The organism is Micromonospora sp. NBRC 107095 (assembly GCF_030269705.1).
GTDB classification, from domain to species: domain Bacteria; phylum Actinomycetota; class Actinomycetes; order Mycobacteriales; family Micromonosporaceae; genus Micromonospora; species Micromonospora parva.
The window spans coordinates 1-13,818 of sequence record NZ_BSTU01000005.1; the positions used below are offsets into that span (position 1 = coordinate 1).

Sequence of the window (13,818 nt, forward strand, 5' to 3'; positions counted from 1 at the left end):
GCCGGCCGCTCAACCGGACGCTGGGCATCTCCAGCCTGGGCGGGGCGACGCTCGACAACGAGGAGAACTACCTGATCAAGAAGTTGTTCACCGCGATGGGGGCGCTTCAGATCGAGAACCAGGCCCGTATTTGACACTCCGCCACCGTCCCCGGTCTGGGGGCCAGCTTCGGTCGTGGCGGTGCGACGGATTTTCAGCAGGACATCGCCAACGCTGACGTGATCGTCATCCAGGGTTCGAACATGGCTGAGGCGCACCCGGTGGGTTTCCAGTGGGTGATGGAGGCCAAGCGTCGGGGGGCGAAGGTCTTCCACGTCGATCCACGGTTCACCCGTACCAGCGCGGTCGCGGATGCGTACCTGCCGATCCGGGCGGGCACGGACATCGCGTTGCTCGGTGGGGTGGTGCGGTACATCCTGGACAACGAGTTGGACTTCCGGGAGTACGTGCTGGCGTACACCAACGCGGCGACGATCGTCAGTGACGAGTTCAGCGACACCGAGGACGGCGACGGCTTCTTCTCCGGCTTCGACCCGGAGACCGGCACGTACGTACAGGACAGCTGGCAGTACGAGGGGCACGAGGACTCGTCGGGCAGTGGGCACACCGCCCAGGAACGGGACAGCGCCGCGGGGTTGACGCACGAGTCGCACGGCGCGCAGGTGGGTGGACAGACGCGCCGCGACGAGACGTTGCAACACCCGCGCTGCGTCTACCAGATCCTCAAGCGACACTTCTCCCGCTACACGCCGGAGATGGTGGAGCGGGTCTGTGGGATCCCGAAGGAGCAGTTCCTGGAGTTGGCGCAGGCGTGGACGCGCAACTCGGGCCGGGAGCGCACCGGCATGCTGATCTACTCGGTGGGGTGGACGCAGCACAGCGTGGGTGTGCAGTACATCCGTACCGGCGCGATCATCCAGCTGCTGTTGGGCAACATGGGTCGCCCGGGTGGCGGGGTGATGGCCCTTCGTGGCCACGCGAGCATCCAGGGCTCGACGGACATCCCGACGTTGTTCAACCTGTTGCCTGGCTATCTGCCGATGCCGCACCACGCCGAGCACCCGAGCTTCGACGAGTGGGTGGACAGCATCCGCCACCCGGGGCAGAAGGGGTTCTGGGGTAACGCGCGGTCGTTCGCCGCCAGCCTGTTGAAGGCGTACTGGGGGGACGCGGCGACTCCGGAGAACGACTTCTGTTACGGCTATCTGCCGCGGCTGACCGGTGATCACGGTACCTACCAGCAGGTGCTGAACATGATCGACGGGAAGATCAAGGGGTACTTCCTGCTGGGGCAGAACCCGGCGGTGGGGTCGGCGCACGGTCGGGCGCAGCGCCTCGGCATGGCCAATCTCGACTGGTTGGTCGTCCGCGACCTGTTCATGATCGAGAGCGCGACGTTCTGGCAGAACGGCCCCGAGGTCGCCACCGGAGAACTGGTGCCGGAGGAGTGCCGTACGGAGGTGTTCTTCCTGCCCGCGGCGTCGCACGTGGAGAAGGAGGGCACGTTCACGCAGACGCAGCGGTTGTTGCAGTGGCGGGAGAAGGCCGTCGAGCCGCCGGGTGACGCCCGCTCCGAGCTGTGGTTCTTCTATCACCTGGGCCGCAAACTGCGGGAGAAGCTGGCCGGGTCGCCGCTGCCGCGCGACCGTGCGTTGCTCGACCTCACCTGGGACTACCCCACGCACGGTCCGCACGCGGAGCCGAGCGCCGAGGCGGTGCTGCGCGAGATCAACGGGTACGACGTGGCCACCGGCGCGCCGTTGTCCAGCTTCGCGCAGGCCCGCGCCGACGGTTCCACAGCCGTCGGCTGCTGGATCTACACCGGGGTGTACGCGGACGGCGTGAACCAGGCCGCCCGCCGCAAGTCGCGGCACGAGCAGGACTGGGTGGCCTCCGAGTGGGGTTGGGCGTGGCCGGCGAACCGGCGGATCCTCTACAACCGGGCGTCGGCCGACCCGGACGGCAACCCGTGGAGTGAGCGCAAGCGTTACGTGTGGTGGGACGCGGACAAGGGCGAGTGGACCGGTTACGACGTGCCGGACTTCGAGAAGACCAAGCCGCCGTCCTACCGGCCGCCGGCCGGCGCGTCCGGGCCGGAGGGCATCGCCGGCGACGACCCGTTCGTCATGCAGGGCGACGGCAAAGGTTGGCTGTACGCGCCCAGTGGTGTCCTGGACGGCCCGATGCCGACGCACTACGAGCCGGTGGAGTCGCCGGTGCGTAACCCGCTCTACGGTCAGCAGGCGAACCCGACCCGCAAGATGTACGCGCATCCGGTGAACTCGGTGAACCCGAGCCCGCCGCAGGAGCACAGTCAGGTGTTCCCGTACGTGTTCACGGTCAGCCGGCTCACCGAGCACCACACCGCCGGCGCGATGAGCCGGACCGTGTCGCCGTTGGCCGAGCTGCAACCGGAGATGTTCGTCGAGGTGTCCCCGGAACTGGCCGGCGAGGTCGGGCTGGCGCATCTGGGCTGGGCGCACCTGGTCAGCGGTCGCGCGGTGATCGAGGCGAAGGTGCTGGTGACCGACCGGCTGACTCCGCTGCGGGTGGACGGTCGGGTCATCCACCAGGTGTGGTTGCCGTACCACTTCGGGTTTGAGGGTCTGGTGACCGGCGACTCGGCCAACGACCTGTTCGGCATCAGCCTGGATCCGAACGTGCTGATCCAGGAGAGCAAGGTGGGCACCTGCGACGTGCGGCCGGGCCGACGTCCCACCGGGCCGGCGTTGCTCGACCTGGTGGCCGACTACCAGCGGCGTGCCGGGATCAGCCCGGGTCAGCATGCCCCGGCCGTGACCACTGACGATGAGGGGAAGGAACACGGTGCTTCCTGACCCGAACAGCCTGTACGGTCCGTTGGACCCGGCACCGGATGCGGGCTACGAGAACGCGCCGCCGCGGATGGGGTTCTTCACCGACACCAGCGTCTGTATCGGTTGTAAGGCGTGCGAGGTGGCGTGCAAGGAGTGGAACGGTGTCCCCGAGAGCGGGCTCGACCTGCTGGGCATGTCGTATGACAACACCGGCGCTCTGACCGCGAACTCGTGGCGCCACGTCGCGTTCATCGAACAGCCCCGGCCGGCCGGGCATCGCGCGCCGCCGTTCGCGGGAACGCCGACCGAGGATTCGGTCAGCGCGGCGTCGGCGGCCGTGGCGGCCGGCACCGGTGGGCGCACCGGCACTGACCCAGGCGTGCCGACCGGTGCGCCGTCGGCGGCCGCCGGGATGGCCGCGGGCGGGCCGGTGGACGTGCTGGGCGCGACGATGGGCGCCGGCCCGGCCGATCCGATCGCCGGGAGCAATGGTGGCGGCGGTCGGCAGTTCCTCGGGATGCCGGGGGCGCAGCCGCCGGGGCGGGGCACGGGTGCGGAGGGGCGCACGGACTTCCGCTGGTTGATGATGTCGGACGTCTGTAAGCACTGCACCCATGCGGCGTGCCTGGACGTCTGCCCGACGGGTTCGTTGTTCCGGACGGAGTTCGGGACGGTGGTGGTGCAGGAGGACATCTGCAACGGCTGCGGCTATTGCATCTCGGCGTGTCCGTACGGGGTGATCGACCAGCGTAAGGACGATGGTCGGGCCTGGAAGTGCACCCTCTGCTACGACCGGTTGGGGGCGGGGATGACGCCGGCGTGTGCCCAGGCGTGCCCGACCGAGTCGATCCAGTACGGGCCCCTCGACGAGTTGCGCGAACGCGCCGCCGCGCGGGTCGAGACGCTGCACGACCGTGGGGTGCCGGAGGCGCGGCTGTACGGGCACGACCCAAACGACGGTGTGGGTGGGGACGGGGCGTTCTTCCTGCTCCTCGACGAGCCCGAGGTGTACGGGTTGCCACCGGACCCGGTGGTGACCACCCGCGACCTGCCGAAGATGTGGAAGCGCGCGGGCCTCGCCGCGCTCGCCATGGCGGCGGCCACCGTCGCCGCGTTCGTCGGAGGTTCCTCATGACGCCACCGGGCCCGGTCGGCGACCGGTTCCGCCGCTTCCGGGAGCGGCTCGCCGCGGCGGGCGGCGACCGACCACCGGTGAGCGACGAGCGACCCGACGCAGCGCGGAATGCTGAGCTTGCGACAGGTGCCGACCACCCGAACGACAGGAACACCGCCGCCGGCAACCGCACCGCCGCCGGCAACCGCACCGCCGGCCGGCGGCGCGGGCGGCGCGGCGGTGGCGGCGAGGAACTGCGGGTGCCGGAGGCCGAGTTCACCTCCTACTACGGTCGGCCGGTTCTGAAGCCGCCGGTCTGGAAGTGGGACATCGCCGCGTACCTGTTCACCGGCGGGCTGGCCGCCGGCTCGTCGTTGCTCGCCGCGGGCGGGCAGCTCACCGGGCGGCCCGCGCTGCGGCGCGCCGGCCGGGTCACCGCGCTGGCCGCCGTCAGCGCCAGCGCCGTCTTCCTGGTCAAGGACCTGGGCCGGCCGGCGCGGTTCCACCACATGCTGCGGGTGGCCAAGCCGACCTCGCCGATGTCGATGGGCACCTGGATCCTCACCGCGTACGGGCCGGCGGCGGGCGTCGCCGCGATCGCCGAGGCGGCCGGCGTGCTGCCCCGGCACGGTCTGCTCGGGCTGGCCGGCCGGGTGTTGCCGCCGATCGGGCACGCCGCCGGGCTGCTCGCCGCCGGCACCGCGCCCGCGCTGGCCACGTACACCGGGGTGTTGCTGGCCGACACGGCGGTGCCGTCGTGGCACGAGGCGTACCCCGAGCTGCCGGTGATCTTCGCGGGCAGCGCGCTGGCCAGCGGCGCCGGCGTGGGTCTGCTCGCCGCGCCGCCGGCCCAGGCCGGGCCGGCCCGCCGGATGGCGGTGGCCGGCGCGGCCCTGGAGCTGTACGGCGCGCACCGGGTGGAAACCCGTCTCGGCCTGCTCAGCGAGCCCTACCGGTTGGGCCGGCCGGGTCGGTTGCTCCGCGCCGGGCGGCTGCTGACCGCCGGTGGGGTGGCCGGCGCGCTGCTGGGCCGGCGCAGCCGGGTGGTCGGTGCGCTCTCCGGGACCGCGCTGCTGGCCGCGTCGGTGCTGACCCGGTTCGGGATCTTCTACGGCGGCGTCGCCTCGGCCCGTGACCCCCGGTACACGGTGGTGCCGCAACGCGAACGGGTCGAAGCGCGGCGAAGCGGCATGGATCTTCCATCTGATCGGGCGGCCCCGCCCGCGGTGTGATCGAATGTCCGGTGGAGGCGTTCAGGCGGCTGGTGCCCCTCCCGGTCTTCAAAACCGGAGTGGTCCGGGACCCGGGCCAGGCGGGTTCGATTCCCGTCCGTCTCCGCCACACCGCTTGCAGGAGATGACGTGATGGGCGACGGCCCGGTGGACCCGCGACGTCGGGTGCCCCGTACGGACACGCTGCTGGCCGACCCGGTGCTGGCCGCCGCCACCGTGACCCTCGGCCGGGAGCGGGTCAAGGCGATCGTCTCCCGCGCGCAGGACCGCGCCCGTCGCGGCGAGCTGCACCCCGACGAGGTACGCGACGCCGCGGTCGTCGCGTTGCCCACGCCCGGCCCCCGGGTGGTGCTCAACGCCACCGGCGTCGTGCTGCACACCAACCTGGGCCGGGCGCCGTTGTCGTCCGCCGCCGTCGCCGCGGTGGTGGCCGCCGCCGGGCACACCGACGTCGAGTTGGACCTGGCCACCGGCCGACGGGCCCGCCGTGGCAGGGGCGCGCTCGACGCGCTGGCCGCCGCCGTGCCCGATGCCGGCGCCGTGCACGTGGTCAACAACGGCGCCGCCGCGCTGGTGCTGGCCGCCACCGCGTTGGCCGCCGGCCGGGAGATCGTGGTCAGCCGGGGTGAGCTGGTCGAGATCGGCGACGGTTTCCGCCTGCCTGACCTGCTGGAGAGCACCGGTGCGCGGCTGCGCGAGGTGGGCACCACCAACCGCACCACAGTCGCGGACTACGCCGCCGTCCTCGGCCCGCAGACCGGTTTCGTGCTCAAGGTGCACCCGTCGAACTTCCGGGTCACCGGCTTCACCTCCGCCGTCGGGGTGCGGCAACTGGCCACACTCGGGGTGCCGGTGGTCGCCGACATCGGCTCCGGGCTGCTCGGCGCGGACCCGCTGCTGCCCGACGAGCCGGACGCGGCCAGCACCCTGCGCGCGGGCGCCGCACTGGTCACCGCCAGCGGCGACAAGCTGCTCGGTGGGCCGCAGGCGGGGCTGCTGCTGGGTGACGCCGAGCTGGTCGGCCGGCTGCGTCGCCATCCGCTGGCCCGGGCGCTGCGGGTGGACAAGCTCACCCTGGCCGCGCTGGCCGCCACCCTGCACCAACCGCGTACCCCGACCCGGGCGGCGCTGCACGTCGACCCGGGTGTCCTGCGGGAACGGGTGGAGCGGCTGCGGGACCGGCTCGGCGCGGACGGCCGCAAGGCGGAGGTGGTGCCGGCCGTCGCGGTGGTCGGCGGGGGCGGCGCCCCCGGGGTGGAGCTGGACTCGTGGGCGTTGAGCCTGCCCGAGCGGTACGCGGCGCCGCTGCGCACCGGGGACCCGCCGGTCCTCGGCCGGGTGGTACGCGGCCGGCTGCTGCTCGACCTGCGCTGTGTGCCCGCCGACGCCGACGAGACCGTCCGCCAGGCGGTGCTGCGCGTCCCCGGGGACGACTGAACGTGTTCGTCGTCGCGACCGCCGGGCACGTCGACCACGGCAAATCGACGCTGGTGCGGGCGTTGACCGGGATGGAACCCGACCGGTGGGCGGAGGAACGCCGCCGGGGGATGACCATCGACCTGGGTTTCGCCTGGACGACACTGCCGTCCGGCGGCACCGTCGCGTTCGTCGACGTACCCGGGCACGAACGGTTCGTGCCGAACATGCTCGCCGGGGTCGGCCCGGTCCCGGCGGCGCTGATCGTGGTGGCCGCCGACGAGGGGTGGATGCCGCAGTCCGCCGAGCACCTGGCCGCCCTCGACGCGCTCGGCGTCGCGTACGGCCTGCTGGCGGTGACCCGCGCGGACCTGGCCGACCCGGGACCGGCGACGGCCCGTGCCCGCGCCGAGATCGCCGCGACCAGCCTCGGCGCGGTGCCGGCGGTGGCGGTCAGCGGCCTGACCGGGGCGGGCCTACCGGAGTTGCGGGCCGCCCTGGACCGGCTCGCCGCCGACCTGCCCGCGCCGGTGCTGGAGGATCCGGTCCGGCTCTGGGTGGACCGCAGCTTCACCGTGCGGGGCAGCGGCACCGTCGTCACCGGCACCCTCGGCGCCGGTCGGCTGCGGGTGGGCGACGAACTGGAGCTGGCCGGCGCCGACGAACCGGTCCGGGTCCGTGGCCTGCACTCGCTGGGCGAGGCCCGACCGGAGGCGGCGGCGGTCGCCCGGGTCGCGGTCAACCTGCGCGGTACGCCCCGCGACCGGCTCGGCCGGGGTGACGCGCTGCTCACCCCGGGCCGGTTTCACCACACCGACCTGGTCGACGTCCGGCTCGCCGGCGACCCGGCCGCCGACCTGCCGGCCACCCTCACCCTGCACGTCGGGTCGGCGGCGGTGCCGGTACGGGTGCGCCCGCTCGGCCCGGACACCGTCCGGCTGCGGCTGGCCCGACCGCTGCCGTTGCTGGTGGGCGACCGGGCGCTGCTGCGGGACCCGGGCCGCCACCACGTCAGCGGCGGGGTGCGGGTGTTGGACGTGGCACCCCCACCGCTGGCCCGACGCGGCGCGGCGGCTGCCCGCGCCCAGGTCCTCGCCGAGCTGGACGGTCGACCCGACCTGGCGGGGGAGCTGCGCCGCCGCCGGCTGGTCCGGGCCGGCGCGTTGATCCGGATGGGCGTGCCGGTGCCCACCGCGCCGGGTCGGGACCGGACGGCGCTCGCCCAGCCGGTGGCCGGTGACTGGTTGGCCGACCCCGCGTACTGGCGGATGCTCGCCGGGCGGCTGACCGAGGAGGTCGCCCGCCACGCGCGCGAGCACCCGTTGGAGCCCGGGATGCCGGTGGACGCGTTGCGGCAGCGTCTCGCCCTGCCCGACCGGGTGCTGGTCGAGGCGCTGGTCCGGCCGCCGCTGCGGATCCACTCCGGCCGGGTCGGGGCGGCGAGCACGGCTGCGCTGCCCGAACCGGTGGCCCGGGCCGTGCAGCGGGTCCGCGCCGAGTACGGCGACCGGCCGTTCCGCGCCCCCGAAGCGGATCGCCTCGTCGACCTCGGTCTGGGTCCCCGGGAGATCGGTGCCGCGGTGCGGGCCGGTGCCCTGCTGCGGTTGGCCGACAACGTGGTGTTGCTGCCCGACGTGCTCGACGACGCGGTGCGGGTGTTGGCCGGGCTGCCGCAGCCGTTCACCCTCTCCGCGGCGCGGCAGGCGTTGGACACCACCCGCCGGGTGGCGGTGCCCCTGTTGGAGTTGCTGGACCGGCGGGGCGCGACCCGTCGGCTGCCCGACGACGCCCGCATCGTCGTCACCTGAGCGCCGCGCGGCGACCTCGCCAACCACGTTCAGTCCAGGTCGGACATGTCCAGCACGAAGCGGTAGCGGACGTCGTTTCGCCGGAGGCGGTCGAGTGCCGTGCCCACCTGCGCCGACGGGAGGACCTCGATGTCGGCGGTGACGCCGTTGTCGGCAGAGAACTGGAGCATCTCAGCTGTCGAGCGGCGGCCTCCGCTCCCGGCGGAGCTGAGCTTCTTGCGGCCGACAAGCAGGTCGGTGGTTTCGACGGTCACCGGACCCAGGTATCCGAGCAGGCTGAGGGTGCCGTCCATTGCCACGAGCTTCAGATACGGGGCGAGGTCGTGCGGTGCGGAGATGGTGTCGATGACGAGTTCGAAGGTGTCGCGGGCAGCAGCCATCTGCTGGGGATCGGTGGAGTCGACGAGGTCGTGTGCGCCGAGCCGGCGGGCGTCGTCCCGCTTGTCCAGGGTACGGCTGATCACGGTCGTGGTGGCGCCGAGTGCCACGGCCATCTTGACCGCGAGGTGGCCCAGGCCGCCGAGCCCGGCCACGGCGACGCGGGTGCCGGGGCCGACGTTGTGGGAGCGCAGGGGTTCCCACACGGTGATGCCGGCGCACAGCAGCGGGGCGGCTGCGGCCGGGTCGAGGCCGGCGGGGAGCGGGTAGGCGAACATGTCCCGCACGACGTATTCGCGGGAGAAGCCACCCAGGGTCGTCGACCCGTCCTGCCGGTCCGTGCCGCCGTAGGTCAGGGTCGGGAACGAGTGGCAGAAGTTCTCCTGTCCGGCCGCGCACATGGCACAGGCGCCGCAGGAGTCGACGATGTTGCCCACCGCGACGCTCTGGCCGATCGAGAAGCTGGTCACCTCGGCGCCGGTGCCGGTCACCACGCCGGTGAATTCGTGCCCCGGCACCAGTGCGGCGTCGGCGTGCTGGTCGTGGTCGCGCAGGGCGTGCAGGTCGCTGTGGCAGACCCCGCAGTAGTCGACCCGCACCGCGATGTCGTCCGGGCGTAGGTCACGGCGTTCGATCGGGGTACGCCGCAGCTCCGTCGGGCCGGTCGCTCGCCATCCAGTGGTTCTTCGCATGGTCGACTCCTGTAAACAGACTGTTCGGTCTGTTGAAGCCTAGGTCGCGCGGCGAGCCGTAGCAAACCAACCGTTCTGTTTTGCTACCGTGGGGCCATGCCGGAGCAGCCCCTGACCTCGCGAGGTGCCGCGACCTACCAGCGCATCCTGGACGCCGCCACCCTGGAGTTCGCCCAGCACGGCATCGCCGGGGCCCGCGTCGACCGCATCGTGACGGCGGCCCGCACCAACAAGGCGCAGCTCTACGCCTACTTCGGGGACAAGGAGCGACTCTTCGACGCGATCTTCCTCAGCTCGCTGGAACGCATCACCAACGTCGTGCCCATCGACGCCGACGATCTCGCGGACTGGGCCGTCCGCCTCTACGACGAATACCTGCGCCGCCCCGACCTCATCCGGCTCGCGACCTGGACGCGGCTGGAACGCCGGCCCGCCGGACACCTCGTCGAGACCCACCAGCACTACGACGATCGCAAGCTCACCGCAATCGCCGAGGCCCAGGCCGCCGGCCGGATCCGCGGTGGTGACCCGTTCGACATCATGGCTCTGGTCATCGCGATGTCGATGGCCTGGTCGCCGGTGAGCAACGTCTACGCGGCCAGCAGTCAGGAACCCGACGACGTGCATTCCCGACGTCGTGCTCTGCTTCGCGACTGCGTCCGGCGAGCCATCGTGCCGACGGACCAGGATCACCCCGACCGCTGACCGCCGCGACCGATCCGGTGCTGACACGGTTGCGCCGAGATGCGACGGTGGGCTGATGGTCGAGGTGTCCCCGTCCCGGTCGCGGCCGTGCGATGGTCGGTGGCGCGTCGTCTGGGTGGCGCTGCGCTGGGGGCTGCCGGTGCTGTGGGTGCTGTGGGCCGGCCTGGCGTGGTGGGTAGAGCCCCGCGAGTCGACCGAAGCCCAGCTCGACCGCGATCTCGCGGCTGGGCGGGTGGTGACCTATCAGCGGGCGAACGGCTGGACCGACGACGACGCCTACTGGGGCAGCCGGCCTGCTCTGCGACCCGCCGAGCAGGGTTGGATGATCACGTGGACGCTGCCCAGCGGTCAGACCCGGTACGCCCTGGTCCAACCGCCCGACCCACAGTCGTACTCCGTGGGGCCGGACCGGTCGGCGCAGACCTGGCCGGATGCGCGGCTCGCCGCCGTCGCCGATCCGTGGCACGTCGGCGGCGACTCGGCGTCCCGGATAGCGAACACCGCTGGTCTGCTCGCCGGTGTGTTGACTCTGCTGTGGCTGGGCCGGTTGATCGTCGGCGCGCCGCCGCTGGCGGGCACCAGGTGGTTCTGGTTCTGGGTGGGGCTCCTGCCGTTCGGGGTGGGTGTACTGGCGTGGACCTACCGGGAGTTGTGGAGACCACCGCCGGCACCGGTGCCCGGCCGGGGCTCGGGGTGGCGCGGCTTCGGCTGGTTGATCCTCGCCGGAGTCGGGATCAGCCTGTTGGTGTCCGTCGCCCGCATCGTGTTCGGGACGACGGTGGTGCCGGGCTGAGCCGGCGGTGCTGGCCAACCGACCCCGAGGTCGGCGGCGGTCACCTACGGTGACGCCATGGACCCTTCGGCGGTCTGGCGGGACCGGCAGCACCGGTGGCGGATCGAGGCGTACCGCGCTCCGGACCTGCGCTTCGCCATCTACGCCACCAACGGCCCCACCGAGTCCGTGCCGCTGTGGCTGTTCGGGATGTCGGCGCTGGCCCGGTGGCTGATGACCCACGCCATCTCGCTGGACGACCTGGAGGTCGACTGAGCCGGGCGCGGTCGCAAACCGGGCCCGCGCCGCGGCCCGCTGCGGTTGAGTGACCTCAGGCGGCGGACGGGGGTACGCGATGGGCGGTCAGCTCGGGCAGTTGGCGTTGGTGGCCGTGCTGGTGCTCGTCAACGCCGCGCTCTCCGGCAGTGAGATGGCGTTGGTGACCCTGCGCGAGGGGCAGTTGCGGCGGCTGGGCCGGCGCAGCCGGGCCGGAGACCGGTTGGTGCGGTTGTCCCGCGACCCGAACCGCTACCTGGCCACGATTCAGCTCGGCATCACCCTGGCCGGGTTCCTCGCGTCGGCGGCGGCCGCAGTGTCGTTGGCCGGCCCGCTGGTCGGCCCGTTGGGTTTTCTCGGTGGGGCGGCGCGTCCCGCCGCGGTGCTACTGGTGACCGTGCTGCTGACGTTCGTCACGCTGGTGCTGGGCGAGTTGGCGCCGAAGCGGCTGGCCATGCAGCGGGCCGAGCGCTGGGCGTTGCTCAGTGCCGGTCCGCTGGACCTGCTCGCCCGGGTGTCCCGGCCGGCGGTGTGGTTGCTCAGCCGGGCCACCGACGCGGTCGTGCGGCTGGCCGGTGGGGACCCGAGGGCCAACCGGGAGGAGATGACCGAGGAGGAACTGCGGGAGATGCTGGCCAGCCAGCGCGGCCTGTCGGCCCAGCAGCGGGAGATCCTGACCGGCGCGTTCGACATCGCCGGCCGGACGCTGCGGGAGATCCTGGTGGCCCGGCGGGAGGTCACCACGCTACCGGCGAGCCTGGCCGCCGACGAGGGGGTCCGGCGGCTGGCCGCCGCCGGGCGGTCCCGCGCGCCCGTCACCGGTCCCGGCGGCCTGGACGAGGTGCTCGGGGTGGTGCACATCCGTGACCTGGTGCGGGCCGGCACCGCGCCGGTGGGTGAGCGGGTCCGGGCGCCGCTGCTGCTGCCGGTGACCCTGCCGGTCGCCGACGCTATGCGTCAGCTGCGGCAGGAGCATCAGCAACTGGCCCTGGTCGTCGACGAGCACGGGGGCATCGACGGCATGGTCACCATGGAGGATCTGCTGGCCGAGGTGGTCGGCGAGTTGTACGACGAGACCGACCGTGACGTGCGGGGGGTGGTCCGGGAACCGGACGGGTCCCTGCTGGTGCCCGGTGACTTTCCGCTGCACGACCTGCCCGATCTGGGGGTGCGGCTGAGCTTCCCGTTGTCCCGGGACTACACGACGGTCGCGGGTCTGGTGCTGGCCCGGCTGCGGCATCTGCCGGACTCCCCGGGTGAGACGGTGCGGCTGCCCGGGCTGACCCTGCAGGTGGTGGAAGTCGCCGACCGGGCGGTGCGCCGGGTGCGGCTCTGCGGGTTCGTCACCGAACGCTGACCATCACTCAGAAGAATGACAGAACGGCCAAATCGACCAAGCGGCGACAGCGGTCCGCTTACGGTGCCAGACGTGAAGGACCGAGGTTTGCGGACGTTCGTCACGGTGCTGGCCGGTCTCGCGGTGATCTACTTCGGCAGCGCCGGGCGCAGTCCCGAGGAGGGCCGGGGCATCTCCGGCGGGGTGGTGGTCCTGGCGTTGCTCGCCGCGTTGCTGGTGTGGCACCTGACCCGCCCGGGGGACAAGACGGTCAAGTGAGCGCCTCACCGGGCGGCGACGCGGGTGACCTCACCGGCGGACTCCTCACCCAGCGCCACCCGCACCAACGCTGAGGCGAGCCGGCCGAAGTCCGGTTCGGCGACGAGACCGGCGAGCCGGTCCGGGGACCCCGGCAGACCCAGCCGCTTCGCCCCGGCCAGGGCCCGACGGTCGGCGTACGGGCGCACGTCCGACCAGACCGACTGCGCCTCGCGCAGATAGATGTCCGCCCCGGTGGGGCCGATGCCGGGGAACTCGGTGAGTCGCCGACGCAGCCCGGCGGGGTCACCCTGGGCTTCCCGGTGCAGCCGTCGCAGGTCACCGTGCCAGCGGTCCAGGCACAGCCGGGCGCCGGTGCCGAGCATGGTGGCGGTCCGCTCGTCGTAGCGGCGGTAGTGGCCCCGCCCCAACGCGTCGACGCGCTCCTGCCAACTGGCCGCCTCCATGTCCTGCGGGGTGCGGTAACCGGCGGCGAACAGCTCCCGGGCGGCGTCCACCGCCACACACGCCCGGATCCGCGTGCTCAGCAGCGTGGTCAGCACCAACAGCTGGTAGAGCGGGCCGGGCCGGTCGGCGAGCCGGATGCCGGCCTCCTCGGCGTACGTGCGGCCACGCCGGTCGAGCAGGACCCGCACCACCGTTCGATCATTGCCCACACCCGTCGGGTACCCACTTGGGGGCGCGCTAGCCGTCGCACCGGTGACCGCTGTCGGAATGCCACCGCGGCGGGCGGGTATGCCGGCGGTGGAGGCGGTCGATGCCGCCTGCCGTACCGGAGGGAGACACCCCGTGACGAACCCGCAGCAGCAGGAGCTGCGCCGCAACGCACTGGGCGCGACCAGCCAAGACAACAAGGGCCCAGCCCCGGGCGGGCATCCGGCCAACCGTGGTACGTCGCGTGGCGACCAGGGTCGACCGGTGCCCAAGGGGCAGGTGTCGCCGTACGGCCCGGCCGGTGAGCCGGTGGCCGAGGACGACAGCGACACCCGCTGAC

13 protein-coding genes and 1 tRNA gene are annotated in these 13,818 nt (G+C 72.8%); 12 read left to right on the forward strand and 2 right to left on the reverse strand.

Annotated elements, in window-relative coordinates; genetic code table 11:
- From fdh to selB, 6 genes are all read left to right on the forward strand, one after another.
- Nucleotides 1-2,837, forward strand: a 2,837-nt coding sequence (gene fdh / locus QSK15_RS22825; protein WP_285796203.1) for a formate dehydrogenase, incomplete at its 5' end; no start/stop codon positions are given.
- The gene (locus tag QSK15_RS22830; RefSeq protein WP_285796204.1) at nucleotides 2,809-3,951 is read left to right on the forward strand and encodes a 4Fe-4S dicluster domain-containing protein; all 1,143 of its coding nucleotides are present in this window, start codon (nucleotides 2,809-2,811) and stop codon (nucleotides 3,949-3,951) included. The genes fdh and QSK15_RS22830, both read left to right, overlap by 29 nt.
- Complete coding sequence (nrfD, locus tag QSK15_RS22835; protein ID WP_285796205.1) at nucleotides 3,948-5,162, forward strand: NrfD/PsrC family molybdoenzyme membrane anchor subunit; 1,215 nt, start codon at nucleotides 3,948-3,950, stop codon at nucleotides 5,160-5,162. Before QSK15_RS22830 ends, nrfD begins: the two co-directional genes overlap by 4 nt.
- 13 nt (nucleotides 5,163-5,175) lie before the next feature.
- Nucleotides 5,176-5,271, forward strand: a tRNA-Sec gene (locus QSK15_RS22840).
- 23 nt (nucleotides 5,272-5,294) lie between these two features.
- Entirely contained in the window at nucleotides 5,295-6,599 is a 1,305-nt protein-coding gene (gene selA / locus QSK15_RS22845; RefSeq protein WP_285796206.1) for an L-seryl-tRNA(Sec) selenium transferase, read from the forward strand.
- 2 nt (nucleotides 6,600-6,601) lie between these two features.
- Nucleotides 6,602-8,386 carry a selenocysteine-specific translation elongation factor gene (gene selB / locus QSK15_RS22850; RefSeq protein WP_285796207.1) on the forward strand — a complete coding sequence of 595 codons (1,785 nt, stop codon included), beginning with the start codon at nucleotides 6,602-6,604 and terminating at the stop codon, nucleotides 8,384-8,386.
- Nucleotides 8,387-8,415: 29 nt separating this feature from the next.
- Here selB and QSK15_RS22855 read toward each other — a convergent pair whose 3' ends face one another.
- Nucleotides 8,416-9,456 carry an NAD(P)-dependent alcohol dehydrogenase gene (locus QSK15_RS22855; RefSeq protein WP_285796208.1) on the reverse strand — a complete coding sequence of 347 codons (1,041 nt, stop codon included), beginning with the start codon at nucleotides 9,454-9,456 and terminating at the stop codon, nucleotides 8,416-8,418.
- Nucleotides 9,457-9,552: 96 nt separating this feature from the next.
- On the opposite strand from QSK15_RS22855, the gene QSK15_RS22860 reads away from it, so the two are divergent.
- From QSK15_RS22860 to QSK15_RS22880, 5 genes are all read left to right on the forward strand, one after another.
- Nucleotides 9,553-10,161 carry a TetR/AcrR family transcriptional regulator gene (locus QSK15_RS22860; RefSeq protein ID WP_285796209.1) on the forward strand — a complete coding sequence of 203 codons (609 nt, stop codon included), beginning with the start codon at nucleotides 9,553-9,555 and terminating at the stop codon, nucleotides 10,159-10,161.
- A gap of 55 nt (nucleotides 10,162-10,216) precedes the next feature.
- Nucleotides 10,217-10,954 (forward strand): hypothetical protein, encoded by a 738-nt coding sequence (locus QSK15_RS22865; protein ID WP_285796210.1) that lies wholly within the window; start codon nucleotides 10,217-10,219, stop codon nucleotides 10,952-10,954.
- Between the two features lie 57 nt (nucleotides 10,955-11,011).
- A complete protein-coding gene (locus tag QSK15_RS22870; protein WP_030327722.1) occupies nucleotides 11,012-11,209 on the forward strand; it encodes a hypothetical protein in 198 nt (65 codons plus the stop codon).
- A 79-nt stretch (nucleotides 11,210-11,288) separates the two neighbouring features.
- Nucleotides 11,289-12,566: a hemolysin family protein gene (locus QSK15_RS22875; RefSeq protein ID WP_285796211.1), complete on the forward strand. Its 1,278-nt coding sequence runs from the start codon at nucleotides 11,289-11,291 to the stop codon at nucleotides 12,564-12,566.
- 72 nt (nucleotides 12,567-12,638) lie between these two features.
- Nucleotides 12,639-12,824: a hypothetical protein gene (locus tag QSK15_RS22880; RefSeq protein ID WP_036410487.1), complete on the forward strand. Its 186-nt coding sequence runs from the start codon at nucleotides 12,639-12,641 to the stop codon at nucleotides 12,822-12,824.
- 5 nt (nucleotides 12,825-12,829) lie between these two features.
- Here QSK15_RS22880 and QSK15_RS22885 read toward each other — a convergent pair whose 3' ends face one another.
- Nucleotides 12,830-13,480 carry a hypothetical protein gene (locus QSK15_RS22885; protein WP_285796212.1) on the reverse strand — a complete coding sequence of 217 codons (651 nt, stop codon included), beginning with the start codon at nucleotides 13,478-13,480 and terminating at the stop codon, nucleotides 12,830-12,832.
- A 133-nt stretch (nucleotides 13,481-13,613) separates the two neighbouring features.
- Here QSK15_RS22885 and QSK15_RS22890 point away from each other — a divergent pair, with 133 nt between their 5' ends.
- Nucleotides 13,614-13,817 carry a hypothetical protein gene (locus QSK15_RS22890; RefSeq protein WP_124774060.1) on the forward strand — a complete coding sequence of 68 codons (204 nt, stop codon included), beginning with the start codon at nucleotides 13,614-13,616 and terminating at the stop codon, nucleotides 13,815-13,817.
- Nucleotide 13,818 lies beyond the last annotated feature (1 nt).

Excerpts from the sequence above, each read along its gene's own strand:
- QSK15_RS22830 (WP_285796204.1), top strand. The coding sequence starts at position 2,809 with ATGAGGGGAAGGAACACGGTGCTTCCTGACCCGAACAGCCTGTACGGT.
- nrfD (WP_285796205.1), top strand. The coding sequence starts at position 3,948 with ATGACGCCACCGGGCCCGGTCGGCGACCGGTTCCGCCGCTTCCGGGAG.
- selA (WP_285796206.1), top strand. The coding sequence starts at position 5,295 with ATGGGCGACGGCCCGGTGGACCCGCGACGTCGGGTGCCCCGTACGGAC.
- QSK15_RS22855 (WP_285796208.1), bottom strand. The coding sequence starts at position 9,456 with ATGCGAAGAACCACTGGATGGCGAGCGACCGGCCCGACGGAGCTGCGG.
- QSK15_RS22860 (WP_285796209.1), top strand. The coding sequence starts at position 9,553 with ATGCCGGAGCAGCCCCTGACCTCGCGAGGTGCCGCGACCTACCAGCGC.
- QSK15_RS22865 (WP_285796210.1), top strand. The coding sequence starts at position 10,217 with ATGGTCGAGGTGTCCCCGTCCCGGTCGCGGCCGTGCGATGGTCGGTGG.
- QSK15_RS22870 (WP_030327722.1), top strand. The coding sequence starts at position 11,012 with ATGGACCCTTCGGCGGTCTGGCGGGACCGGCAGCACCGGTGGCGGATC.
- QSK15_RS22875 (WP_285796211.1), top strand. The coding sequence starts at position 11,289 with ATGGGCGGTCAGCTCGGGCAGTTGGCGTTGGTGGCCGTGCTGGTGCTC.